This window comes from Mucilaginibacter celer, from assembly GCF_003576455.2.
Taxonomy (GTDB): Bacteria; Bacteroidota; Bacteroidia; order Sphingobacteriales; family Sphingobacteriaceae; genus Mucilaginibacter; species Mucilaginibacter celer.
This window is the reverse complement of the sequence record NZ_CP032869.1, coordinates 4,110,510-4,134,592: the sequence shown is the minus strand read 5'-3', so window position 1 is coordinate 4,134,592 and position 24,083 is coordinate 4,110,510. Positions and strand designations below refer to the sequence as shown.

The 24,083-nt window shown below is 43.1% G+C and carries 21 protein-coding genes and 1 tRNA gene; 13 read left to right on the top strand and 9 right to left on the bottom strand.

Annotated features, from left to right (window positions below; all coding sequences use genetic code 11):
* Positions 1 to 151: 151 nt before the first annotated feature.
* Positions 152 to 343 carry a hypothetical protein gene (locus HYN43_RS16625; RefSeq protein WP_119410415.1) on the top strand — a complete coding sequence of 64 codons (192 nt, stop codon included), beginning with the start codon at positions 152 to 154 and terminating at the stop codon, positions 341 to 343.
* A gap of 176 nt (positions 344 to 519) precedes the next feature.
* Here HYN43_RS16625 and HYN43_RS16620 read toward each other — a convergent pair whose 3' ends face one another.
* Positions 520 to 1,065 (bottom strand): STM3941 family protein, encoded by a 546-nt coding sequence (locus HYN43_RS16620; RefSeq protein ID WP_119410414.1) that lies wholly within the window; start codon positions 1,063 to 1,065, stop codon positions 520 to 522.
* Positions 1,066 to 1,152: 87 nt separating this feature from the next.
* On the bottom strand, positions 1,153 to 1,905 hold the full coding sequence (locus HYN43_RS16615; protein ID WP_119410413.1) for a DUF6348 family protein: 753 nt from the start codon (positions 1,903 to 1,905) through the stop codon (positions 1,153 to 1,155).
* Positions 1,906 to 2,195: 290 nt separating this feature from the next.
* Between HYN43_RS16615 and HYN43_RS16610 the strand changes: the two genes are divergently transcribed.
* The 4 genes from HYN43_RS16610 (at position 2,196) to HYN43_RS16595 (ending at position 7,380) form a co-directional block, all read left to right on the top strand.
* The gene (locus HYN43_RS16610) at positions 2,196 to 4,613 is read left to right on the top strand and encodes an ABC transporter permease (RefSeq protein WP_119410412.1); all 2,418 of its coding nucleotides are present in this window, start codon (positions 2,196 to 2,198) and stop codon (positions 4,611 to 4,613) included.
* Between the two features lie 1,084 nt (positions 4,614 to 5,697).
* Positions 5,698 to 6,447 carry an AraC family ligand binding domain-containing protein gene (locus tag HYN43_RS16605; protein ID WP_119410411.1) on the top strand — a complete coding sequence of 250 codons (750 nt, stop codon included), beginning with the start codon at positions 5,698 to 5,700 and terminating at the stop codon, positions 6,445 to 6,447.
* Positions 6,448 to 6,459: 12 nt separating this feature from the next.
* Positions 6,460 to 6,603, top strand: coding sequence for a helix-turn-helix domain-containing protein (locus HYN43_RS16600; RefSeq protein ID WP_119410410.1), 144 nt, complete (start codon positions 6,460 to 6,462; stop codon positions 6,601 to 6,603).
* Positions 6,604 to 6,654: 51 nt separating this feature from the next.
* Complete coding sequence (locus HYN43_RS16595; protein ID WP_119410409.1) at positions 6,655 to 7,380, top strand: SDR family NAD(P)-dependent oxidoreductase; 726 nt, start codon at positions 6,655 to 6,657, stop codon at positions 7,378 to 7,380.
* Between the two features lie 141 nt (positions 7,381 to 7,521).
* Here HYN43_RS16595 and gap read toward each other — a convergent pair whose 3' ends face one another.
* From gap to pfkA, 3 genes are read right to left on the bottom strand one after another with little or no spacing between them, the layout of a single operon-like run.
* Positions 7,522 to 8,517, bottom strand: coding sequence for a type I glyceraldehyde-3-phosphate dehydrogenase (gap, locus tag HYN43_RS16590; protein WP_112567527.1), 996 nt, complete (start codon positions 8,515 to 8,517; stop codon positions 7,522 to 7,524).
* Between the two features lie 6 nt (positions 8,518 to 8,523).
* Positions 8,524 to 9,372: a hypothetical protein gene (locus tag HYN43_RS16585; protein WP_119410408.1), complete on the bottom strand. Its 849-nt coding sequence runs from the start codon at positions 9,370 to 9,372 to the stop codon at positions 8,524 to 8,526.
* 7 nt (positions 9,373 to 9,379) lie between these two features.
* On the bottom strand, positions 9,380 to 10,363 hold the full coding sequence (gene pfkA / locus HYN43_RS16580) for a 6-phosphofructokinase (RefSeq protein ID WP_119410407.1): 984 nt from the start codon (positions 10,361 to 10,363) through the stop codon (positions 9,380 to 9,382).
* Positions 10,364 to 10,492: 129 nt separating this feature from the next.
* Between pfkA and HYN43_RS16575 the strand changes: the two genes are divergently transcribed.
* Positions 10,493 to 11,185 carry an NUDIX hydrolase gene (locus HYN43_RS16575; protein ID WP_083879067.1) on the top strand — a complete coding sequence of 231 codons (693 nt, stop codon included), beginning with the start codon at positions 10,493 to 10,495 and terminating at the stop codon, positions 11,183 to 11,185.
* Positions 11,186 to 11,366: 181 nt separating this feature from the next.
* Here HYN43_RS16575 and HYN43_RS16570 read toward each other — a convergent pair whose 3' ends face one another.
* Together HYN43_RS16570 and HYN43_RS16565 are read right to left on the bottom strand one after the other, a co-directional pair.
* Entirely contained in the window at positions 11,367 to 12,227 is an 861-nt protein-coding gene (locus HYN43_RS16570) for an N-acetylglucosamine kinase (protein ID WP_119410406.1), read from the bottom strand.
* 565 nt (positions 12,228 to 12,792) lie between these two features.
* Positions 12,793 to 13,728, bottom strand: a complete 936-nt coding sequence (locus HYN43_RS16565) for a Nif3-like dinuclear metal center hexameric protein (RefSeq protein WP_119411259.1) — start codon at positions 13,726 to 13,728, stop codon at positions 12,793 to 12,795.
* A 155-nt stretch (positions 13,729 to 13,883) separates the two neighbouring features.
* On the opposite strand from HYN43_RS16565, the gene HYN43_RS16560 reads away from it, so the two are divergent.
* The 4 genes from HYN43_RS16560 (at position 13,884) to HYN43_RS16540 (ending at position 17,320) form a co-directional block, all read left to right on the top strand.
* Positions 13,884 to 15,062: a glycosyltransferase family 87 protein gene (locus tag HYN43_RS16560; RefSeq protein WP_119410405.1), complete on the top strand. Its 1,179-nt coding sequence runs from the start codon at positions 13,884 to 13,886 to the stop codon at positions 15,060 to 15,062.
* A gap of 286 nt (positions 15,063 to 15,348) precedes the next feature.
* Positions 15,349 to 16,317: a glycosyltransferase family 2 protein gene (locus HYN43_RS16550; protein ID WP_119410403.1), complete on the top strand. Its 969-nt coding sequence runs from the start codon at positions 15,349 to 15,351 to the stop codon at positions 16,315 to 16,317.
* A complete protein-coding gene (locus HYN43_RS16545) occupies positions 16,298 to 17,119 on the top strand; it encodes a polysaccharide deacetylase family protein (protein WP_119410402.1) in 822 nt (273 codons plus the stop codon). The genes HYN43_RS16550 and HYN43_RS16545 overlap by 20 nt, the downstream gene beginning before the upstream one ends.
* Positions 17,120 to 17,246: 127 nt before the next feature.
* Positions 17,247 to 17,320 (top strand) — tRNA-Arg (locus HYN43_RS16540).
* A 148-nt stretch (positions 17,321 to 17,468) separates the two neighbouring features.
* Here HYN43_RS16540 and HYN43_RS30430 read toward each other — a convergent pair.
* Together HYN43_RS30430 and HYN43_RS16535 are read right to left on the bottom strand one after the other, a co-directional pair.
* Positions 17,469 to 17,741, bottom strand: coding sequence for a hypothetical protein (locus HYN43_RS30430; protein WP_162996525.1), 273 nt, complete (start codon positions 17,739 to 17,741; stop codon positions 17,469 to 17,471).
* 57 nt (positions 17,742 to 17,798) lie between these two features.
* The gene (locus HYN43_RS16535) at positions 17,799 to 18,872 is read right to left on the bottom strand and encodes a toll/interleukin-1 receptor domain-containing protein (protein ID WP_119410401.1); all 1,074 of its coding nucleotides are present in this window, start codon (positions 18,870 to 18,872) and stop codon (positions 17,799 to 17,801) included.
* A 523-nt stretch (positions 18,873 to 19,395) separates the two neighbouring features.
* Here HYN43_RS16535 and HYN43_RS16530 point away from each other — a divergent pair.
* The 3 genes from HYN43_RS16530 to HYN43_RS16520 all read left to right on the top strand — a co-directional run bounded on the left by HYN43_RS16530 (position 19,396) and on the right by HYN43_RS16520 (position 24,026).
* Positions 19,396 to 20,523, top strand: a complete 1,128-nt coding sequence (locus HYN43_RS16530) for a TlpA disulfide reductase family protein (protein ID WP_119410400.1) — start codon at positions 19,396 to 19,398, stop codon at positions 20,521 to 20,523.
* 362 nt (positions 20,524 to 20,885) lie between these two features.
* Entirely contained in the window at positions 20,886 to 23,399 is a 2,514-nt protein-coding gene (locus HYN43_RS16525) for a phosphocholine-specific phospholipase C (RefSeq protein ID WP_119410399.1), read from the top strand.
* Between the two features lie 45 nt (positions 23,400 to 23,444).
* Positions 23,445 to 24,026, top strand: coding sequence for an RNA polymerase sigma factor (locus tag HYN43_RS16520; RefSeq protein ID WP_119410398.1), 582 nt, complete (start codon positions 23,445 to 23,447; stop codon positions 24,024 to 24,026).
* Positions 24,027 to 24,083 lie beyond the last annotated feature (57 nt).

Genomic DNA, 24,083 nt, shown 5'->3' with positions numbered 1-24,083 from the left:
CGTCATTATAAGGCACGAAGCAATCGCACGGAAGCAGAGGGGCTATACAATGCCGCCCTGTAAAGTTCGCGATTGCTTTGTGCCTCGCAATGACGTGGTTTTATAAAGTTTGCTATTTAAACAAGCACGGCAATTATTTGTTAATTAATTCATGAACCCCAAATTCAAATTACTTTACCTTACAGGCGGCATTGTAGCAACCATACTGCTCATTGTGCAAATTGTGGCTACCTATCCAAATATGAATGCCACGGGTGTTGTACTGGGTGCTTTGCCTGCGCTGGCTTTGTTTTATCTATCGTACAAAGCCTATCATGTTAAAAAGGATAATGAGTTGATGTGAGATAATCGCAACCACCTGGTTAGATAGTTCCTGCTTCTTAACTCTTGCGGTCTCGCCTTTGGCATTCCGTCCGTCCGTCTCCCTGTCTCCAACCCTTTTTTAGTAGTCGGACTAAACAATAACTGCTATTGCAACTGCAACTGCCACCGCCACTGCCACTGCTACTGCCACCGCCACTACACCTCCCCGTCGTCGCTGTTTAATCTTCCATTAAGTTCGGCAGCAAGCAGGCCAAGGTTATAGTTTATGGTGTTGGCACTGATAGCAATAGGCGAGCCGTAGTTTTTATAATTAAAGCCGAAACTTTTTTTCCTGAGCAGATTGGTTTGCGCTTCAATATATTGTTCCGGGTTTTTGACACCGATGATGAGGAACTGCTGATTCATAAGACTCGAGATACCAACTCCGCTGATATCCTGCCAGGGGATTAAACCCACCGAAGTAGCGCCGGTATTATCAAAAATGCCTTCATCATCAATAACCAATCCAGGCTTTTTGTCGCCCATTTTTTTAAGGAAAAAGAAAGCAGTAAAACCGAAGAAAACAATACCTAAACTGGTTACGCCATATTTAACCAGCACATTATCAAACATAGGGTTGCCAATGTGCGGCTGCTTGATCAGGATCCATGCGCTGATGGCAACAAAAGCTACCGAACCTAAAAGGCCTTTGGTTATTTTGGTTTTGTTTAATGGGATTTGGATAGGGGGATGGGCTGTCATGATTGGGTAAAGTACCTGGGGTTAAATGGTTTATATCTTAGGCTAAGATACTGTTTACCGTTAATGATTTAAATAAAATCTCTACAGTTAAACCAGCGGTAGCGGATCGTATTTATCGCATCGCCTAAACATAACAAATTGCTTCAAAGCCATAAAGTCCCCCTTAACTTCCCATAATTCGGCGTCTGCTATAACAGCTTCGGTACCCTCTGGCCATAGTTGGTTGTTGAAAACACATTCGCCAATAATGGTTCCTTCGGCACTCTTTGAAACGTAAATTTTCAACCAGTTGAATTTGTTGTCGGTAAGCAGTGGTTTAACTTTTTCTTTTATAAGATTGAAGAGATGATCCCCCGGAGGCAAATTTTCCCGTTGTCCTTGAACTTCCAAATCGCTCAGTTTGGGGTGCCAGAGAATTTCGTTTTTGTAAAAGTCAAATTCCGGATCATGAGTATCGGTAAATCCATCCATTACGGTTGGAAAGATGGCGGTAAGGTAGTTATCAACAGCAGCTTCCATTTTTTCGCCAAGGCTTTCGCCAATCCCAGCCAGGTTTTCAATTACCCCTTTCGGAAAATATACCGGATGAGCGGTAAGAAACATAACCTCCATAACGTAAGGATGAGCGCCGGGATTATCGACGATAGCTGTAGCGATCTCTAATTCGGAATTGATTATCAGCGCGAGGTATTGCGGATGCAACTCAACTTCGTAGCCCAATTCAATTAGCCGGGCTTTTAAAATTTGAACGAGAAATTCGTTATCAGAAATAGGCTGAATTGCGTTGTTTTTTTGATTCCGTTCGGTTTGTTTTCTCTTGAAAAAATTAAATAAGCCCATGTTGCGATTGATGGTTTGGTTTATGCCTCGAAAATAGGGATTCTTATTTAATAACGGTATCCCGCATTGATGCGAAGGAGGCCGCAGGTTGGCTCCGCTAACTATTGATAACGGATAGTTTTTTGCCTAACCTCTAATCTCCAACCACTAATCTCTAACACATAACCGCACAACCACCGTACGAAAACGAACACTTTCGTAGATATCAAATTCAATAAATATCTGATAATCAATAAAATAAAAACCAGGCACGTAATTAGCTCATCATCAGGCATAAACCGTAAACAATTATGCTTAAAAATTACCTGCTGGTTGCTTTTAGAAACTTATCTAAAAACAAAGCTTTCTCCACTATTAATATAGTGGGCCTGGCTATTGGCATGGCTGCATGCCTGCTCATATTGCAATACGTTAGTTTTGAATTGAGCTATGATGATTTTCATGCCAATAAAACCCGCGTTTACCGCATTAACCAGGATAGGTACAATAACGGCAAGCTAAGCACCAGCTGGGCAGGCGGAGCCTTTGCCCCCGGTACGGCTTTTAAAGCCGTACTGCCCGAAATTGAGGATTACGTAAAAATGGTAGGCGCAGGCCAAACCATTGCCAATTATAAAGATCAGAAAATGGTTTTAAAGGATGTATACTACGTAAGCACAGCCTTTTTTAAAGCCTTCTCCTTCCCCCTCATCAGCGGCGACCCGGCTACAGCGCTTAAAGAACCCAACACGGCCGTACTAACCGAAGATGTGGCTAACAAGCTTTTTCACGGTGTAAACCCGGTAGGGCAAACGCTGTACATCAATACCGATAAGCCCCTTAAAATAACCGGGGTAATGAAAAACCTGCCGGCCAATACCCACATGAAGTTCGATTTTATCCAATCGTACGCTACGCTGCTTAAAGAAAATCCGCCTAATAAAGACTATAACCTTGATGATGCCTGGCTTAATGATGGCTGTACAACTTACCTGCTGCTTAAACCGGGTGTTGACCCGCGCCGGCTCGAGGCTAAATTTATCCCCATCGTAAAAAAAGCTTATGATAAATTTCCGGGTAGTGGCGAAGGTGGTATTTATACGCTGATGCCCGTGCAGAATATCCACCTGTACTCAAACCTGATGCTGGAGTTTCAGCCTAATGGTGATGGCAAATCGGTATATGTACTTTTGGGAATAGCCATTTTTGTAATGATCATCGCATGGATCAATTATATAAACCTCGCTACTGCCCGCGGTATTGGCCGTGCTAAAGAGGTAGGCGTACGCAAAACATTAGGCTCGGCAAAGGCCCAGCTGATAACACAGTTTATGTTAGAGGCTATGCTGCTTAACGGTATGGCCATAGCTCTGGCTTTGCTTATTATTATGGCCTGCCTGCCGGCATTTGCCAATATATCAGGTGTGCAGATAGGCTTTACGCTGTTTGCTAAACCTGTTTTCTGGCTGGCGGTATTGGGCATCTTCTTTTTGGGGTCGTTCTTCAGCGGTTTTTACCCGGCTATCGTGTTATCCGGATTCAGACCGGTTGAGGTAATGAAGGGCAAGATCCTGGCATCGCCCAAGGGTGTAATGTTACGCAAAGGTATGGTGGTTTTTCAGTTTTTTGCTTCCATATTCCTCCTTGTTTTTTCGCTTTCGGTATTCAGGCAGCTTAAGTATATGCAAACGCAAAAGCTGGGCGTAAAAATTGACCAGACGCTGGTAATCAAAGCCCCGCTGGTAAAGGTAGATTCGTTTTACCGCAGCATGAGCTCGTTTAAGCACGAATGCCTGGCCCAATCGGCAGTAAAAAGCGTAACCGTATCAACCTCCATCCCCGGCGAACCGGTGGGCTGGAATGCAGGCGGCATTAAACTGGTAGGCTCGGATCAAAGCACCAGCAAGCAATACCGCGTTATAGGCGCCGATTATGATTACCTTGATGCCTATGATATTAAGCTGGTTGCCGGCAGGAAATTTTCAAAAACTTTTGGCGATGAAGTGCACAGCGTAGTATTCAACAAAAAAGCCGTTGAACAACTGGGCTTTAGCAAACCTGCCGATGCCCTGGGTAAACGCATTGATTTTTGGGGACAGGTATATACCATAGTTGGCGTGGCCGATAACTTCCATCAGCAATCGCTAAGGGATGCTTACGATGCCATGATCTTCCGCTGCATACCCGATGTGCGGGGCCAGGTATCAGTAAAAGTAAGCACCACCAACATCCAGCAAACCATTGCCGATCTGAAACGCACCTGGGCCAGCTTCTTCCCCGGCGACCAGTTTGACTATTTCTTTTTAGATCAGCATTTTAACGAACAATATAAACGCGATCAGCGCTTTGGCCAGGTGTTTGGCATATTTACAGGCATAGCCATTTTTGTGGCCTGTTTAGGGTTATTTGGCCTGGTATCGTACACCATTGTGCAGCGCACCAAAGAGATTGGCATCCGCAAGGTGCTGGGCGCATCGGTAAACAATATTTTGAGGCTATTGTATCAGGATTTTGCATTGCTTATCCTCATTTCGTTTGTGATAGCAGTACCGGTAGGCTGGTACTTTGTTCACCAATGGCTGCAAACTTATGCTTTCAGGATGGATATTAACGTGCTGCTGTTCATCGTTCCGTTTTTTGTAGTGATGGTGGTGGCTTTTGCAACGGTATCATTCATGAGCGTAAAAGCCGCGCTGATGAACCCGGTGAAGAGTTTGAAAACGGAGTAGGGGGAGAGTTTTAGGCTCGCAAAGGCGCTAAGCCGCAAAGGTTTTTAAGAGTGCATAGTTTGAGATTTTTAAGTGCGCAAGGTTGTTTAAGACGCAAATGTTTTTTGTGTTTGTTGTGGAGTTTTAGGCTCGCAAAGGCGCTAAGCCGCAAAGGTTTTTAAGGGTGCATAGTTTGAGATTTTTAAGTGCGCAAAGGTGTTTAAGACGCAAATGTTTTTTGTGTTTGTTGTGGAGTTTTAGGCTCGCAAAGGCGCTAAGCCGCAAAGGTTTTTAAGGGTGCATAGTTTGAGATTTTTAAGTGCGCAAAGGTGTTTAAGACGCAAATGTTTTTTGTGTTTGTTGTGGAGTTTTAGGCTCGCAAAGGCGCTAAGCCGCAAAGGTTTTTAAGGGTGCATAGTTTGAGATTTTTAAGTGCGCAAAGGTGTTTAAGACGCAAATGTTTTTTGTGTTTGTTGTGGAGTTTTAGGCTCGCAAAGGCGCTAAGCCGCAAAGGTTTTTAAGGGTGCATAGTTTGAGATTTTTAAGTGCGCAAAGGTGTTTAAGACGCAAATGTTTTTTGTGTTTGTTGTGGAGTTTTAGGCTCGCAAAGACGCTAAGCCGCAAAGTTTTTTAAGGGTGCATGGTTTGAGATTTTTAAGTGCGCAAAGATGGGTACTTTTGTGTCAAGACAAAAGTACCTGGCCCCGCCCGGCCAAGAGGGCGACCGTGTTAGTTTATTAGCAAAATGCTTGTTGCGAACCCTCTCGCCAATATATAAGTACTTCTTTGCAAAGGGCTTTCGTTATTTTCGTTGGGCAGCGGGCTTTAGTGCTAACATAACAGCATTGGCCCCTCATTTGCCGCGGAGGCTGTTACTTTTGTCTTGACACAAAATTAACCAAAAAGTCAAGACAGAAAAAAGCTTCCGCCCCGCTTTTCTGTCGGGCCACCGCTCGTTTGTTCGCGATTAATAACAATCTCTGTCTTTTTCCTTACTTCCTGGCTCTTACCCCGCCTGCCTCTCATCCCCTCTTCCCCAAAAACATTTACAATCCCCTGTTAATAGGCCTTTTAAACAATGCCCACTAATTGCGTTATTTGTACCATGCCCGTATTAACAGCACCCGAAAAACCGATAATCCCCACCTACACCCTTGCGCAAAACAATGGCGATAGCAATGCCATGATCTACGTGCGCAATGCAGGCGGCGAATGCGGCGAGTACAAGCTCGACCCTGCTTTTCTGCAACCTCACCGTAAAGATTATTACCTGTTTGTGCTGATAAAAAGCGGCGCTAACCGCCACTGGATTGATTTTATGCCCTACACCGTAAAGGCCGATACGTTCTATTTTACCGTACCCCAACAGGTGCACCTAAAAGAACATGCCGGCCCTACCAATGGCCTGATGGTTAGTTTTACCGACGAGTTTTTGCAGCTGGAAGATAACCACATGCTGCGCGCCCTGCCCATTATCCAAAACCCCGCCGCCGCGCACGAAATACAGCTTAAGCCCGAAGATGTAGCTTTTATTAACGATACCATGAGCAAAATGCTGGCCGAGTTTAATACCGATAGCACCTGGCGCAACCAAATGCTGGCCTCCTGGCTGCGGGTGCTGGTAATTTACATGAGCAGGCTATACACCGAGCAGTATAACGAAACCTGCATCACCCTAAATTATTGCCTGCTTAAAAGCTACCAGGCGCTTATAGGCGAGCATTACCAAACCCTGCATGATGTTGCCGCTTATGCCGAAAAGCTTAACCTCACGCCCGGTCACTTCAGTGAGGTGATAAAACAGCAAAGCGGCAAAACCGCCATCACCCACATTCACGAGCGGCTGATTGTTTAGGCCAAACGTCGCCTGTTGCACACCGAACTATCGGTAAAGCAAATTGCCGATGAGCTTGGTTTTGAGGATGCTGCCTACTTTAACCGCTTTTTTAAACGCCTTACCGATACCACGCCCATAGCCTACCGGCAGCAAATCCGTGAAATGTACAGTTAATGCCCTGCTAAGTGCAGTGTTGCCAAACGCGCCCCGCCATAGCTTTGCATTATGGAAAAACAAACAGTATTAATAACCGGCGCCAATAAAGGAATTGGCCTGGAAGCCGCCCGCCAGCTTGCTACCGCGGGTTACTATATTTACCTGGGCAGTCGTGATCAGCAACGGGGCGAAAAGGCCGTTGCCCAGCTTAAAGCCGAAGGTTTAAACGATGTTGAACTATTGCTGATAGATGTTACCAACGAGGCATCGGTACAAAAAGCCCACGATGAATTGGCCGCTAAGATCAGTCACCTGGATGTGCTGATCAATAATGCCGGCATCCCCGGTTCGTTCCCACAGGTAAGTTACAACACCAGCGATGCCACCATGAAGGAGGTATTTGAAGTGAACCTCTTCGGCGTGATCCGCACGGTGCGCATTTTTATCAATCTGGTTAAAAAATCGCCAAACCCACGCATAGTTAATGTTACTTCTGATCTGGGTTCGCTCACTTATCAAAACGATCCTGGTTATGAACATTACCACTTCAAATCGGCAGCTTACGGCCCGTCGAAAACAGCGCTGAACGCTTACACCGTTGCCCTGGCTTTTGATTTGAAAGATCAGGTAAAGGTAAACATGGTAAACCCAGGCTACACCAATACCGAGTTTAACGGCAACCAGGGCCCTAAACCGGTTGAAGATGGTGCCGCGCCAATTGTTGAGTATGCTATGCTTGGTGCCGATGGGCCAACGGGTAAGTATGTGAGCGATTATGGCGAAACGCCCTGGTAAGAAAGAGACAGGAGGTTAGCGGCAGGGAATAAGTAAAATATCAATTGCACTCACCTCCACGTCATTGACGTGGGGGGCAACAAAAAAAAACGCCCTCCGGCTAACCGGAGGGCGTTTTTATATAACCTGAAAAAGCAGCAATTATAATTTGCCAATTTCCTGAACAAGGTCGATCAGTTTGTTTGAGTAACCCCATTCGTTATCGTACCATGATACAACTTTAACAAAGTTATCATTCAGACCGATACCGGCTTTGGCATCAAAAATTGAAGTGCGTACATCGCCTTTAAAGTCTTCAGATACTACTTCGTCTTCGGTGTAGCCAAGGATGCCTTTCAATTCGCCTTCAGAAGCTTCTTTCATTGCAGCTTTGATAGTTTCGTATGAAGCACCGTTTTTCAGGCGTACAGTTAAGTCAACTACAGATACGTCGGCAACTGGTACGCGGAAGCTCATGCCGGTTAATTTACCTTTTAATTGAGGTAATACTAAACCTACAGCTTTAGCAGCACCGGTTGATGAAGGGATGATGTTTTGGTAAGCACCACGACCGCCTCTCCAATCTTTTGCAGATGGGCCGTCAACTGTTTTTTGAGTTGCGGTTACAGCGTGTACTGTAGTCATCAAACCTTCTTCAATACCAAATTTATCATCTAACACTTTAGCGATAGGCGCTAAACAGTTGGTAGTACATGAAGCGTTTGAAACGATGTTTTGATCGGCTTTTAACGCTTTGTGGTTAACACCCATTACAAATGTAGGGGTATCATCTTTTGCAGGGGCGCTCATTACTACTTTTTTAGCACCGGCGTCGATGTGTTTCTGAGCAGTTTCCTGGGTTAAGAATAAGCCTGTAGATTCGATTACTACTTCAGCACCTACTTCGTTCCATTTAAGGTTAGCAGGGTCTTTCTCGGCAGTAACACGGATGGTTTTACCGTTAACAACCAAATGACCACCTTCTACAGCAATAGTGCCTTTGAACTGACCATGAGTTGAATCGTATTTTAACATGTAAGCCATGTAATCTGGCTCAACAAGGTCATTAATACCAACAACTTCAATGTCTGGTCTTTCAATTGCAGCCCTGAATGCCAGGCGGCCAATACGGCCGAAACCGTTAATTCCTATTTTCATGATTTTTTAATTTTTACTTGAATAGTAGGTTAATAGATTATTTATGGGTTCTTTAATAATGTTAGTGATCTGCAACCCGGCCTCGGCGGCGGCCTCATGTAAATGCTCCTGAAAATTAAAGGCAACCGACCCGGCGAAGTATATTCCCGCCTCGGGATGTTGCTGGTATAAAGGTAGCAAATATGTAGAAATTAGCTTACTAAATCCTTTTTTTATGACGCTTTGCAGATGATGGTCTGCCTTGTTATCGAGATAAAAATCGGTAAATGAACTAAGGAATAATGCCGGTTGTTTTTGCCTGTAAACCTTTTCGAGCAGGTTTTTACGGTCGGCCTCGTACTTGTGTATAAACTTTTTGCGCAGGGCCGGCGGCAGGGTATCGTTCATGAAACCTTTTATCAGCTGGCGGCCCAGCCAGTTACCGCTACCCTCATCGGCAAGGATATAGCCTAAGCCGTAGTTGTTGGTGGCAACCTTTTTACCATCGTACCAGGCGGCGTTGGTTCCGCTGCCGCAAATGCTGATAATGCCCGGCTCGTTTTTACAACAGGCAATGGCGGCACCTGCAATATCATGCTCAACAGTTATTTTACCGAATTTAAAAAACCGGGCGAAGGCGTTGTGAACTATCTGGCGGCGCTCGTCGGAAGAGGCACCCGCGCCGAAGAAGTAAATGCGTTTTATCTCTTCGGCGTGGTGTATGAGGTTAATGTTTTTGTTTAGCAGCTGGAGGATGTGCTTCTCGTCGTTAAAATAGGGGTTGATGCCATTGGTTTTGAAGGAAGCCACGGTTCTCCCTTTGTCAGTAAGCCGCCAATGTGCAAAGTACGATCCGCTATAAACAACTGCAATCATCAATTTTCTATATCGATAAAATATCCATCATTTGTAAAAGATCATCTTCTAACTTAAACTCGTGATGGTTAAGTGCTTGTTCCAGATCTGTCATCAAGATCTGGTTGGCCTGCAAACCTACCATTTTTTGCGATTCGCCGGCTATTAAAGCGTTAACCGCCGCGAAGCCCAAACGGCTACCCAAAATACGGTCGAAACTTGATGGGCTGCCGCCGCGTTGCAAGTGGCCTAATATAGTAACTTTTATATCGTAATTTTTAACTTCCTGCTGTACAGCCTTTGCCACATCCCAAACGCCGTTTTTATCACCTTCGGCAACAATTACAATGCTTGATGATTTTTTGTTCATGTGGCCCTCTTTCAGGTTCTGGATCAGATCATCAATAGCGGTAGTACGCTCGGGCAATAAAATAGCCTCCGCACCGCATGAAATCCCCGCACGCAAAGCAATAGCGCCCGAATCGCGCCCCATTACCTCGATAAAAAACAAACGATCGTGCGCATCGGCAGTATCACGGATCTTATCGATAGCCTCGATAACCGTGTTGGTAGCGGTATCAAAGCCAAGGGTATAGGTTGAACCGCAAAGGTCGTTATCAATAGTGCCCGGTACGCCCATTACGGCGATATCAGGGTATTTACGAGAGAAACGGAGCGCACCTGTAAAAGTACCGTCGCCGCCAATAACCACCAGGGCATCAATGCCGCGTTCTTTGGCGTTTTGGTAAGCTATCTCCATCCCCTCATCAGTTTTGAAGGGCAGGCAGCGCGCTGTTTTTAAAATGGTGCCGCCTAAGTTAAGGATGTTACTTACCGAGCGTTTGTTCATCTCGTACATGTCGTTATCAATAAGGCCTTTATAACCTTGCCTTATCCCTACAACTTCCAGCCCGTTATACAGGGCTGTTCTAACAACAGCTCGTATACAAGGGTTCATTCCGGGTGCATCGCCGCCCGAGGTTAAAACCCCTATTTTTGATATTTTACGCATCTTTCGCTCCTTGGTTTATCGCCACGAAGATACTGTGTGTAATTTACACCATTAAATTTTATTTATTTTTTTTTGGATTAGCAATTAAGGCTATATATTTAAACTTATTAACTAAATCTCACCAACAGTTTGGAATTAATGTTACCCAAGTTTGACTCCGTATTCTCGATAGACTGCGTGATATTCGGCTTTGAAGCCGGCGAGCTTAAAATTTTGCTCATTGAGCGAAACGAAGAGCCATATAAAGACTGGCTGGCGCTGCCCGGCTACATTGTTGAGCAGGACGAGAGTATTGACGATGCTGCCGAGCGCATCCTGTATGAGCTTACAGGCCTGCGCGATATGCACATGCAGCAGTTCCACACCTTTGGCGAGGTAAACCGTCACCCGCAGGGCCGCGTAATTACGGTAGCCTACTATGCGCTTATCCGCATAAACGGCCAAAAGGAGCTACGCCCGGTAACCCAGTACGCCAAAAAAGCCTTCTGGCACCCGGTAAGCGAGCTGCCTAAACTGGCTTTTGACCATAGTGAGATTTTCAAAACCGGCTTTAACAAAATTAAACGCCGCCTGCACTATCAACCCATAGCTTTTGAGCTGTTGCCCGAGAAATTTACACTTACCCAACTGCAATCGCTTTACGAGGCTGTACTGGATAAAAAATTGGATAAACGCAACTTCCGCAAAAAAATGCTGAGTTATGGCTTTTTAAAAGAGCTGGATGAAAAGCAAAAAGGGGTATCATACCGCGCCGCCAAGCTGTACAAATTTGATAAACGTAAGTACGGGAAGATTTTTCAGGGAGAGATGAATTTGGTTTGAGTGGGAAGTCTTTAGCCAGAAGTACTAAGTCGGAAGTCTTTAGTCTTAAGTCAGAAGTACTAAGTTTTAGTTAGATAAATAAAAAAGCCGGAAATTAATTCCGGCTTTTTTATTTCTATGAGTGAGCCTAACTTAAGACTCTTGACTAAAGACTTAGTACTTCTGACTAAAGACTTATGACTTACAACGAGCTCGGTGCCAGCTCCAAATGGAATTTCACCAGGTTATCTATAGGCGAGCGGATGATGTTGCCTACAACCATGCCGTTTTCGGTAACAACCTCTTCCAGTACGTTACGGAAGTTGTAACCTACCGAACCGATACAGTTAAAAGTGTATTTCTGATAATCAGGGTAGTGAGTTACCAGGTTACGGAAAAAATCTTCGAACGAGGTGCGAACCAGGTTGCGTGAGTATTCGATATGTACGTTGTTATCGTAAACAAATTTGCTGAAGCTTGCGCAAAAACGGTTGGCACGTGGTTGGGTGTAAACCTGCTCGTTGATATCATCAGGAGTAAGTTTGTAAGTTTCCCAAAACAGGTTACGCACAGGCTCGGGCATGTAACCACGTAAATAATCCGTTAACAGCTTTTTGCCGATGTAGCAACCGCTGCCTTCATCACCTAAAATATAAGCACCCGAGTCGATATTTTGCACAACTTCTTTACCATCATAAATGCAGGTGTTGGTGCCCGTGCCTAAAATAGCAGCAAAGCCTTCGGTGTTACCTAACAAAGCACGTGCTGCAGCCAATAAATCATGACCGATGTAAACTTTCGATTTTGAGAAAACCACCTTCATGGCTTCTTCAACAATCTTACGCATCTCGGGCGTTGAGCAGCCGGCACCGTAGTAATTTACTTCGGTAATCTGGTCTTTTTCAAGATCGGTAGGCAGGCTTTCATTAAGCGATTGTATGATATACTCTGTACCTGAAAAGTAGGGGTTATAACCCTCTGTATTAAAGTAAACTTTTTTTCCCTCTTCGGTAACCAGGCACCAATTGGTTTTGGTTGAGCCACCGTCAGCAATTATGATCATAAATTATGTTTTTTTTAAAAATCGGTTAAAAGTAGGATTAACTTATTGTAAAAAAAACACTTTGTATTTCAAAAAATAAAAAATGCGATTTTTACTTAAATAAAGCCCTTTTTTCTGTGTAAATTAAAATTAAAATGCCCCTTTCCTGTAAATTTTATCAACAAATAATCATGTAAATTATGCTGTTTTTTTAAATGTAAAGTTTACAGATAAGGGTATACGCTTACAACTAATAACAGAGTAATTTACAATTGTACACAATTGCACCATATTTAGCAAAATATTGGTTTTTTTTAATGCTAAATCGAGCGTTTTGGTGGGATGATGCTTACCGGGTTTTGAGGTGTCCACATAGGCAAAATAAAGATTGGGCACGGGGTGACGGACGGACGACAGCAGAGGGAGGAGAAAGATGCAAGACTGCAAGAGGCAGGAAGCAAGAAAGCTTTCACCTCTTACGTCATTGCGAGGAACGAAGCAATCGCGAACTTTACAAGGCGGATTTGCATAGCCACTCGACTTCCGTGCGATTGCTTCGTGCCTCGCAATGACGTGGTGGTGGGGCTTACATAAACTGCAACGAATTACCCGGATGTACATGCGTAGCCTTCACATCCGGCACATTCTGCTTAAGCCAGCCTATCATAAATTCAGACCCCGGTTCTTCGCTGGCAATGTGGCCCAGCACAATCAGCGAGAGCTTATCGCCTTTAGCCTGGGCATCGCGCACGTATTCGGCAGTTTCCCATTCCGAGATTTCGCCGCAAATTACTACATCGGGCTTTTTGGCCATTATCTCGCTAATTTGCCTGCGGCCACCCGCTGCTCCCGGCAGCAGCAAAACTTTTTGGCAGCTTTGGGCGGTGTTGCCAATGTAGCGTACCTTTTCGATGCTTAGTTTTTTCTTCAGCGTATCAACCAAAGCGCTTAACGATGTAGGAGGGAGGGTAAGCAGGTTGCCTGTTTCGGGCCTGTAATAGCTCACCCAATCAAGCTGTTTTAACAGGCCAATGCCTACGCCATCGGGTTTAATGCTGTGGATGGTATCGTGGTTACGCCAAACGGCTATATTGTGCTTATCAAGCAGTTGTTTTTTGTATTGGTACACATCATCGTTGGCCAACCAGGCGGTTTCGTCGGCATGGTTATAAAATGTGGGCTCGTGGGCGATGATGAAGTTGGCACCAAGGCTGATGGCTTTTTCAATAACGCCGATAGTGGCAAACATGGTGGTTACTATACCGGTAACTACCGTATCCCTATTTCCCGATTTTAAAGTATCAACCGTGTTGGGGAAAGGCGCACCGGGCACCTGCTTCATAAACAGATCAATGATCTGGCCTACGGTGAAACTTTCGACCGGTTTTATGATAGATGCGGCATTGCCTGTTAAAGGGCCTGACAGCAGGGCGACCGAGCCGGCCAGCGTACCCAACTGGGCTATAAACTTACGGCGGTTAACATGATCATTAAAAGGCGGCGGATTTTGCGGTTGGTTCATCAGGTTGATAATTATGTTTAACCAAATATATAAATTAAGACCGGGGAGTACGCCCCGGTTAACATGTATCAAATGTTAAGCGTTAAGAATTGTTAAAAAAGTAACAGGTTTGTTACCTGATGTTATATCTTCGCAAAAAATTAACCCCTTATTAAGTGCAAAAACTGGCTAAGCTCGTTTACAACAAACCTTTTGTGTACACACTGTGGTTTGGTTTAAGTTTATTTTTGGTTGTTAAAGGTGTGTTAACCCACCAGGGTTTTAACAATTACACCATTTTTAAATACAACTTTTTAAATACCATTCATCAGCATAACCTATACGCTTACCAGCCCGAGCATTATTACGATCTGAATCATTATGGCCCTGTGTTTTCTATCATTATGGCGCCATTTGCTATACTGCCCGATAGTATTGGTGTTATTTTATGGGTGCTGTTTAATGCGTTCATCCTGCTTAAAGCTATCCAAACGCTGCCGATAAAAAAAGATCAATATGTGGTGATTCTGTTGATCTGTGCGCACGAGTTGATGACAGCCTCGGCCAATGTACAAAGCAACCCTATGATAGCGGCATTGATCATCCTCGGTTTCAATTTTATAAAACGCAAACAAGATTTTTGGGCCGCGCTGATGATTGCCCTTGGAGCATTTATAAAGCTTTATGGGATAGTGGGTCTGGCATTCTTTTTCTTTTCGGATAACAAGCTGAAGTTTGCACTCAGCTTTGTATTTTGGTCGGCAGTGTTGTTTGTGCTGCCGATGGCTATCTCGTCGCCTTCGTTTATTGTACAAACCTATCATGATTGGTATGCCGATCTGGTGGTTAAAAACAATGATAACCAGCATTCGTCCATGCAGGAAATTTGTATTACCGGTCTCATCCGTAAGGTATTTAATTACCAGGATTTGAAGAATATGTATGTGATAGGCCCGGCTTTGGTATTGTTTGGATTGTCGTATTTAAGAATTAAACAGTACAAAACGCTTCAATACCAGTTGCTTATTCTGTGTTCGGTATTGATTTTCGCGGTTATTTTCAGCAGCTCGGCCGAGTCATCTACCTATATCATCGCTTTTGCCGGCGTAGCCATCTGGTTTATGAACCTTGACAGGCCTGTTACCGGTTTCGAGATTTTTTTACTGGTATTCGCGCTCATCATCACCAGCTTATCGCCATCCGATCTTTTTCCTGATTATATCCGGACGCATTACATCGTGCCCTATAAATTAAAATCGCTGCCTTGTTTTTTAATCTGGCTAAAAATTGTTTACGAAACGCTGCTGAGAGATTTTAAAGCCGAAAAGCCTGCGCAGGCAATCGTAGTTGAGTAGCGAATTAAATTATCGTAACAAGTTAAAGTGTGCTGTTATGATTTTCATAAAAAAAGCGCAGAATACTTGCAGATAAATAACAATTTATTATTTATGTTTGTAACGGGAAAGTTACGATTTGAGAACTTTTGCCATCCCCTGATTAAAAAATTGATGAGCGCTGTAGCGTTTTATCTATATTATCGTAATAGATATGTTACACAGGGTAAGCAAAGGCATGTCAAATATATGATTTTTTACCTGTTACAACCTGTTGCAATTAAAAATTCTATAGCGATAAAATAAAATGACATACCCTGTCGATAAAAAGCTCTCTATTGTTATCCCCTCGCACAATGAGGAAAAAAATATCAGCTATCTGATAGATCAGATCCGTGAAACCCTTACACCTACCGGGTATGCCTACGAATTGATTTTTGTTGATGATGGCAGCCGTGATAATACGCTGAATGAACTTAAAATAAACGCCGAAGTATATCCAAACGTTTTTTATGTAGAGCTTTCGCGCAATTTTGGTAAAGATTATGCCCTGAAAGCCGGGATAGCCATGGCCAAAGGCAATGCCGTTATAACCATGGATGCCGATTTGCAGCACCCCCCGCAAATGATTTTAAAAATGCTGCACCATTGGGAAGAGGGCTACGATATTGTTTACACCTACCGCGAAGGCGAAAATCCGCACGGTAAAAGCTACCAAAAAGTTACTTCAAAACTGTTTTATAAAGGCCTAAACATGCTCTCAGACATCAAAATGGAAAACGGCACTGCCGATTTCAGGTTGATTGACGAAAAGGTAGTTAAGCAATTAAAACTGATTGACGAGTACGAAATCTTTTTCAGGGGGATTATCAAATGGGCCGGTTACAAGCAGATCGGCATCCCATATGTACCCTCAAAACGCCACACCGGCGAGGCAAGCTATTCTTTTTTTAAACTGGTTAAGCTTGCAGTAACCAGCATAGTGGCATTCAGCGCCCGCCCGCTTTATATTATTTCGATGATAGGTTTGCTGTTTTCAACAGCGGCTATTTTGTATATCCCTTATGTACTGGTAAGTTATTTTTTGGGATACGCTGTATCAGGCTGGGCATCTATCATTGCTACCATTGCCTTTTTTGGCGGATTACAGTTGATGGTGATGAGTGTGATTGGCGTGTATGTAGGCAAAATCTTTATGCAATCAAAACACAGGCCGCATTATATTATCCGTTCATCAAATGTTGTTATTGTAAATAATGATCTTATTAGGATTTGATGTAGAGGAGTTTGATTTGCCGCTGGAGTATGGCAAGTCGATCTCTTTTGATGAGCAGCTTGAAATTTCAACCCGGGGTACCCAAACTATACTGAACCTGCTGAAGCAGAAAAACGTAAAGGCTACGTTTTTTTGCACGGCAAACTATGCCGTTAACCGCCCGGACATTATTGGGCAGATAGTGACGGACGGACACGAGATAGCATCGCACGGCTATTTTCATTCAGATTTTAAATCCGAACACCTGCTGCAATCAAAACTGGTACTTCAACAAATTTCGCGAACCGAAGTAACCGGCTTCCGCATGGCGCGGATGATGCCTGTTGACGAGGCCGAAATAGCAGAGGCCGGTTACGAATACAATTCATCGTTAAACCCTACATGGCTGCCGGGGAGATACAACAACCTGAAAAAACCGCGTACATGGTTTTATGATCGTAATGTATTACAGCTTCCTGCCTCGGTATCGGCACGGTTGCGTTTCCCGCTTTTTTGGTTAAGCTTTCATAACCTGCCATTGTTTTTGTTAAAAAGGATGAGCGGGGGAGCTTATAAAAAAGATGGCTACCTGAACCTGTATTTCCACCCCTGGGAATTCACCGATCTGCATGATAAGGATAGCATAGGTATTCCGGGCTATGTTGCCAGGAACTCGGGAGATGCCTTAACCCGGCGTTTGGCTGATTTTATTGATTGGGCGCAAGCTAAAGGATATCCCTTTGCCCGCACTACAGACTTTTGCAACACCATCAAAAACAAATACCAGGAAGCCATAGTTTTACCTTTATGGGCGGCCAAATAACGCTTAGCAAATCAATTGATAAAATTGATTGCTATTTTGAGCATAATTTAGCATATTTGCACCGCAAAAAAACAATACAAACACTGTAGGTTCAAAACCGGGTTGATGATTGTATTTTTAATGTGATGGTCCTATAGCTCAGCTGGATAGAGCAACAGATTTCTAATCTGTAGGTCTTAGGTTCGAATCCTAATGGGATCACATCTTGTATAGCCTCTTAGATTTATCTAAGGGGCTTTTTGTTGGCTAAGTCTTTTCGGGGTTTATTTCTTCGGATTGCATCGAATATTATTATTTAAGGGCTGTTATATGTTATGATCTGCCTTACAGATAATTAGATGAGAAATGGTTAAACTAATGCTCTTAGGGTACTGCGGTATTTTGAATCTTCTACTAAATCAATGAATCTTATTAAGCTATCATGACTCATGTTTGATGTGGCAAAAACAATCCTCGAACCTCCGCTTGAAGCAATCACGCAAACATGCTTTCTGGTTAAGAAGTATATTGAAACTAAGATAATCGCTAAGACAACGGTAAAGGAAACAGCATAAGACGAATTGTTTTGATTGCCAACAATAAAACCACCAATCCCAATTATAGCTGCTATAACTAAGAGCATTGGATAGCTATTGTAAGTTGTTTTGATTGATTATTTATAAAGATGAAAGTTCTAAAATCATATTTCGAAAACGGGCGCCTCTTCCACAATGACCCCAGAATTTAAAAGCATTGAGATTAGAGGCTCAATATAAATATTTCCTAAATCTGCTACATTATACATTATGCGCAATTCGGCCGCGCTATTGCCTCGTCCTGAAGAGAGAATTGTAAATTCCAGATTTTCAAATTTGAACACGTTTTTCTTGTCAGAGAAAGTTATCCCAAAAGGATGTAATCTTGAAGAAATTTTGAATGTTTCAGTAAGTAGGTTGTAATTTTTGTTTAGTTTTATTATAAAGTAAAATGTGTTTAATGGAACATCATATATCTTGTTTATTAAACTTTTTAAGTGCTTTAAGTGTACTTTGTAAAGAAAAGGATCAATCTTTATTTCAAACCAAAATTTGTTAGGCATGGAAATTACCTTTGATATAGATAGTCCATGGGATTCCATACCTTGATTGTAGAAATTACCAACATCACCATCGTTTGAAAAATAATCTTTGATTTTATCGAACGCCGATTCATCAAGTGAATGTTTGGTTTCGTTGCTTTCTACACTACTAAGGCGGAGATGTAGATAGTCGATTGTGTCGATAACGGCCGAGTTATCTCTAATAAGCTTATCCGCTTGCGATTCCAATAACAAGAGGTCGGTTGAGTGAAAAGACAAAGGATAGCTATAACTGAATTTCGTGTTAATTATTTTCAATAAATTATTCAACCCCTCAAACGAAGCTACATTAAAGCCTTGTAATAGGCTTAATGGAGGTTGAATTGTTGACAAATCCACCCCTAAAAGTCCAACAGGAATTACCTCAATAGCTTTTGAATAGGAATACCCTGCTTCAAAGTATATCCAATTTGAATGAATAGAATTTGGGGTAACGAAAACGAACATTATAGACGAGTTAGTTAAAGCTTCTTCTACGGTATGAATCCAATTTTTACCAAAGGGAATACTTTGGCCATCACTTGAACAGAATATATCAACAGTTTGCGATGTTTTTGTCATCAACATATTCTTTAATTGATTTATCACCAATTTGTCTTTCGCCGAATGACTTAAAAAAATGGTAGGCTTTTTCATCTATTAAATATAATATCACATTGTTGAAGATAAATAAATCTTAATTGAATCTTGAATTATAAAAACCTATTTCAAATATTTTCAGATAATATAAAGTAACAAGTATAGCGTCGTGAATTATTAGTGTTTGACTTTAATGTTTATTTATATGTCGCGAACCGTCATGCAAACAGAGCACATTGTCTTTCAAAAGAAGCTCGATAGAGCGATTGAAAGAATGCTTCATGAGATACCGGCGCTGCATTTGACAACCAGGATAAGAGCGACGGCCTTAAATCAAATGCTGTGACGGTATCGAAGCAATGTGCGAAAAAGCAGTTGAGCAAAATTATAATGAGCAATTGGAGTTTGATTAAGGCATCTTCTCTAAATATTTTTACTCCGCATGGGCTGTTTTCATTTTCGGCGCTCATGTAAGAATACGGCCATCATCCGGGGGCGTTGAAATTAATTTAAACAAGGCCTGCCTGCACTATTTGAGTAAACAAATTTGAAAGAACATATATTGTTGAGTATCCAAAAAATGAAAAAACTATTAAGCATTATTTTAAGTACGGTTGCATTGAATGTTGCCGCCCAAACGCCTCACTTTAACATTAACGGGCAGGTTGGTAACCTAAACGGTAAAAAAGTTTATTTAAGTTTTATGACTGATGGCAAAGGGCATGAAGATTCAACCACGTTGGCCAACGGAGCTTTCCATTTTACCGGTCAGATGAATCCTTACAGCTCAGTACGGCTGGCAATTGACCATAAAGGTGCCGGACGTGAGATTGCTACCCACGGCGGGGACGTTATCTATTTTAACTTCTCCAACGAGACGTTGAATATCGCTTCTAAAGACTCGTTGGCAAATGCTCAATTCAGCGGTTCTAAAACCTATGATGAATATTCAGCTTATGTAAAGGCAGTAGGGCCGATGCCATGGGATATTGACCGCATTTCAAATGCCGAGATTGCCGCCGCGCCCGAACTTGCTCAGGATACCTCATTCCTGAACGCGGTAGCCCGCCGTCACTATAAAATGATTGCCGACCTGGGGACTAAAAACCTGGAGTTTGCTAAAACCCATCCGGATTCTTTCTTTGCGCCTGTAGCATTGTTCGGTACGGCAGCTAATGATAAAACTGCTGCATTAGCCGAACAGATCTACAAAACCTTTAGCCCTGCAATTCAGGCAACGGATAATGGCAAGACCATCAAGGAGCTTATTGATGCGCATTATCGTTTGAAAATTGGAGGCGTTGCGCCAACGTTTACACAAGTAAACCCGGCCGGTAAAGCCGTGTCATTAGCTGATTACAAAGGCAAAATAGTGTTGGTTGATTTCTGGGCCAGCTGGTGTTCGCCTTGCCGCCAGGAAATTCCCAATCTGTTAAGCCAGTATAAAATGTATAAAGATAAAGGATTTGAGATCCTGTCTGTATCACTTGACAGCAGCCGTGAAAAATGGTTAAAGGCTGTGCAGCAGGAAGGGATGGGATGGCCCCAGGTTAGTGATCTTAAAGGCAACAACAATAGTGCTGCCCGCCTGTACGGCGTAACGGGTATCCCGGCCACTTTCCTGGTAGATCGGGACGGAAAACTCATTAGCACAACGCTTCGTGGAGAAGAGCTAAATAAAAAGCTTGCCGAGGTTTTTAAGAATTAGAATCCACCCCCCACTCTTTTTCGATCCTCGCTGCCGCATAACTACCTGTTTTGCGGCAGCGTTGGCTTTTAAGCCTTTGTATAAAGGCGATGCCCAAAGATAACCGGCACAAGTACCGGCTTTCTAACTATTAAAATAAAACCAGTCTCATCAATTGCATGTTTACGTATCATTATTGATATGTTACGATAATTAATTTCTTCCTAACATAAAATTTACTTGCTTGCAGGATATTCGCCGCGGATAAATATGGCAGCGGGATATGCCGTTTATCCTCAAATCTCCATGGTACAAAAGCATGGCTTACTCAGCCTTTGCCGTATCTAATTAAAAACATTAAGCAATTAAACAGAATTTGTAAGATGAATTCAAGAAGAGACTTTTTAAAAAAGGCAGCTTTATTATCCGGCAGCGCCGCGGCAATAAATATGCTGCCACCCGTTATACAAAAAGCCCTGGCTGTTAATCCCGAGCCGGGCAGTACTTTTTATGATGCTGAGCATATTGTGTTCCTGATGCAGGAAAACCGCTCGTTCGATCACCAGTTAGGTACCCTTAAAGGTGTACGTGGTTATAACGATCCCCGCGCTATCAACCTTCCCGATAAAAATAAAGTTTGGCTGCAAACCAACAATAAAGGCGATACTTACGGCCCTTTCCATTTAGATGTAAAGGATACCAAAATTGCCTGGATGGGGTCATTACCCCACGGCTGGAGCGACCAAACCGATGCCATGAACAATGGAAAATACGATAAATGGCTGGATGTAAAAAAAGCACGCAATAAAAACTTTGCCGATATGCCCCTAACCATGGGCTACTGCAACCGTGCCGATTTTCCGTTCTATTATTCGCTTGCTGATGCCTTTACCGTATGCGATCAAAACTTTTGCTCAAGCATAACCGGTACCCATCCCAACCGCTATTACTGGATGACCGGCACCGTGCGCGAGGCCAACAAATCCGAAGGCATTGCCCACCTATGGAACATCGACAACTATAACTACCCGGTACTGAACTGGACAACCTTCCCCGAGCGATTGGAAGAACATGGTGTAAGCTGGAAAGTTTATCAAAATGAACTTACCATGGGCCTTGATTTTGGTAACGAGGAGGAAGCCTGGTTAGGTAATTTCGGTACCAACGTATTGGAGTACTTTGAACAATACAATGTGCGGATGCACGAGGGGGGTATTGCCGGTTTGCAATCGAAAAAAGAGAATACGCTGAAGCAGATTGCCGAAATGGAAAAGCAGCCCCAGGAGGGCAGGGTAGTAACCCGCCTTGCTGCCGCTAAAAAGTTATTGGCTAATATTGAGCTGGCACAGGCAAAATACACTAAAGAGAATTTTAACAATCTGCCTAAAACACAGCAGTCGTTAAATAACAAGGCTTTCACTACTAATATCAGCAATCCAGATTACCATAGCCTGGAAACATTGGAATATAATGATAATGGAACCAGCCGTAAGGTAAATGTACCTAAAGGTGATGTGTTCCACCAGTTTAGGGAGGATGTAAAGAATGGTACGCTACCAACGGTATCATGGCTGATGCCACCCGCCAATTTCTCAGATCACCCGGGTGAACCATGGTTTGGTCCGTGGTATGTGAGTGAGGCGATGGAGATATTGCTTCAAAACCCGGAGGTGTGGAAGAAAACCATTTTTGTGATCACCTATGATGAAAACGATGGTTATTTTGACCATGTACCTCCGTATGTAGTTCCTAACCCGTATAAAGAACATACTGGCAAAGTATCGGCAGGAATAGATCCAAAACTTGATTTCGTTACTAAAGAACAGCAAACCAACCCATCTGCAACAGATACCAATATCCGTGAGGCTGCCATAGGCTTAGGCTACCGTGTACCAATGATCATCGCCTCGCCATGGACGCGTGGTGGTTATGTATGTTCGGAAGTGTTTGACCATACTTCGTCGATACAATTTGTTGAAACATTTTTGGCTAAGAAACTCAATAAAAAAGTTCAGGAAGAAAATATCACCCAATGGCGCCGTACCATTTGCGGGGATTTGACATCGGCTTTCCGTCCTTATAATGGCGAGAAAATAGATGGCCCTGTATTCCTGGAGAAGAAACAATTTATTGAAGATATCCATCAGGCACAGTTCAAGGAGATCCCGGCCAACTTTAAAAAGCTGTCCGCTGCCGAAATTGAGCAGATCAATACAGATCATACCCAATCGCCATATTTTCCTAAACAGGAAAAAGGTGTTAAGCCATCATGCGCGTTGCCTTACGAGTTGTACACCAACGGGTATTTTAATAAAGCCAGCAATACTTTTGAGATAGCTTTTAAAGCTGGTAATAAAGTTTATGGTCAGCGTTCGGCAGGTTCACCGTTCAGAGTGTATGCAGTTAATCCGTATGAGAAAGAGCAGTTACGTGCATGGGATTACAGTGCCGCTGCGGGTGATACTTTAACCGATGAATGGAAAATCAGCAATTTTGAAAACAGTGCTTATCATTTAAAAGTTTATGGCCCTAACGGTTTTTACCGTGAGTTTACCGGTAGCAATAACAACCCACAGATTAAAATTACCTGCGATTATGAAGCCAGCCGTTTAAACGCCGCTAAGCTTACCGGTAATGTGGTTATAAATATTACCAACCACGATAAAAAAGCGCATACTGCGGTGATCAGTGATAAAAGTTATAAGGCACAGGCTCAAACCCTGGCCATACCTGCCGGTGGCGGTACAAGGGTTGTTTTAAACCTTGCTAAAAACCACAACTGGTACGATTTGGGCGTAACACTAAAAGGCTACGATGCTTTTGAAGAACGCTTTGCAGGTCGTGTTGAAACAGGCGCACCAACTAAAACCGATCCGTTAATGGGCGGTGTTGTTTAATTATTTTGACGAAGGGCTAATTACTAATGTTCTCCGATCTGTTTTATGGTCAATCAGTCTGACAAAGAATTACTGCAGGATATCGCCCTCGGAAATGAACAGGCTTTCCAGATGCTTTTTAACCGGCACTGGAAAAGCCTGTTTTCATTTGTTTACCGCCTAACCCGCGATGAAGACCATACCAAAGATGTTTTGCAGGATGTTTTTTTACACCTCTGGAAAAACAGAGAAAACCTGTACGTTGGCGATTCTTTTCTGCCTTACCTGAACACGGTTGCCCGCAGCAATGTAATGTCGGCTTTCAGGAAAGATAAAGTGCGCTTACAAGGTGTGGAGGTACTGTCCGAAGCTGTTAAATTATCCGATGCCAGCGATGAGCAGTTACTGTTGAAGGAAGTAACGCAAACTGTTGATGTTGAGCTTTCAAAAATGCCGTTCAATATGCGGCAATGCTTCAGGTTAAGCCGTTATGAAGATAAATCCATCCGTGAGATTGCTGCTGAGCTGAAGCTTTCTGAGCAAACTGTGAAGAACAATATCTCTGAGGCTTTGCGCAGGTTAAGGATTTCTGTGGAGCAGGGCTCGTTGATTTATTTAACGGTTTTGGTGGTGAACGCAGTATTGTAATTATCAAAAAAAAGCGGGGGAATCGCACAATTCCCCCGCTTTTTTATTTCTTCCGAA

Excerpts from the sequence above, each read along its gene's own strand:
- HYN43_RS16565 (WP_119411259.1), bottom strand. The coding sequence starts at position 13,728 with ATGAACCAACCGCAAAATCCGCCGCCTTTTAATGATCATGTTAACCGC.
- HYN43_RS16535 (WP_119410401.1), bottom strand. The coding sequence starts at position 18,872 with ATGAAAAAGCCTACCATTTTTTTAAGTCATTCGGCGAAAGACAAATTG.
- HYN43_RS16615 (WP_119410413.1), bottom strand. The coding sequence starts at position 1,905 with ATGGGCTTATTTAATTTTTTCAAGAGAAAACAAACCGAACGGAATCAA.
- HYN43_RS16525 (WP_119410399.1), top strand. The coding sequence starts at position 20,886 with ATGAATTCAAGAAGAGACTTTTTAAAAAAGGCAGCTTTATTATCCGGC.
- HYN43_RS16550 (WP_119410403.1), top strand. The coding sequence starts at position 15,349 with ATGACATACCCTGTCGATAAAAAGCTCTCTATTGTTATCCCCTCGCAC.
- HYN43_RS16625 (WP_119410415.1), top strand. The coding sequence starts at position 152 with ATGAACCCCAAATTCAAATTACTTTACCTTACAGGCGGCATTGTAGCA.
- HYN43_RS16605 (WP_119410411.1), top strand. The coding sequence starts at position 5,698 with ATGCCCGTATTAACAGCACCCGAAAAACCGATAATCCCCACCTACACC.
- HYN43_RS16595 (WP_119410409.1), top strand. The coding sequence starts at position 6,655 with ATGGAAAAACAAACAGTATTAATAACCGGCGCCAATAAAGGAATTGGC.
- HYN43_RS16585 (WP_119410408.1), bottom strand. The coding sequence starts at position 9,372 with ATGATTGCAGTTGTTTATAGCGGATCGTACTTTGCACATTGGCGGCTT.
- gap (WP_112567527.1), bottom strand. The coding sequence starts at position 8,517 with ATGAAAATAGGAATTAACGGTTTCGGCCGTATTGGCCGCCTGGCATTC.
- HYN43_RS30430 (WP_162996525.1), bottom strand. The coding sequence starts at position 17,741 with ATGCTCTTAGTTATAGCAGCTATAATTGGGATTGGTGGTTTTATTGTT.
- HYN43_RS16520 (WP_119410398.1), top strand. The coding sequence starts at position 23,445 with ATGGTCAATCAGTCTGACAAAGAATTACTGCAGGATATCGCCCTCGGA.
- HYN43_RS16610 (WP_119410412.1), top strand. The coding sequence starts at position 2,196 with ATGCTTAAAAATTACCTGCTGGTTGCTTTTAGAAACTTATCTAAAAAC.
- HYN43_RS16545 (WP_119410402.1), top strand. The coding sequence starts at position 16,298 with ATGATCTTATTAGGATTTGATGTAGAGGAGTTTGATTTGCCGCTGGAG.
- HYN43_RS16570 (WP_119410406.1), bottom strand. The coding sequence starts at position 12,227 with ATGATCATAATTGCTGACGGTGGCTCAACCAAAACCAATTGGTGCCTG.
- HYN43_RS16620 (WP_119410414.1), bottom strand. The coding sequence starts at position 1,065 with ATGACAGCCCATCCCCCTATCCAAATCCCATTAAACAAAACCAAAATA.
- HYN43_RS16530 (WP_119410400.1), top strand. The coding sequence starts at position 19,396 with ATGAAAAAACTATTAAGCATTATTTTAAGTACGGTTGCATTGAATGTT.
- pfkA (WP_119410407.1), bottom strand. The coding sequence starts at position 10,363 with ATGCGTAAAATATCAAAAATAGGGGTTTTAACCTCGGGCGGCGATGCA.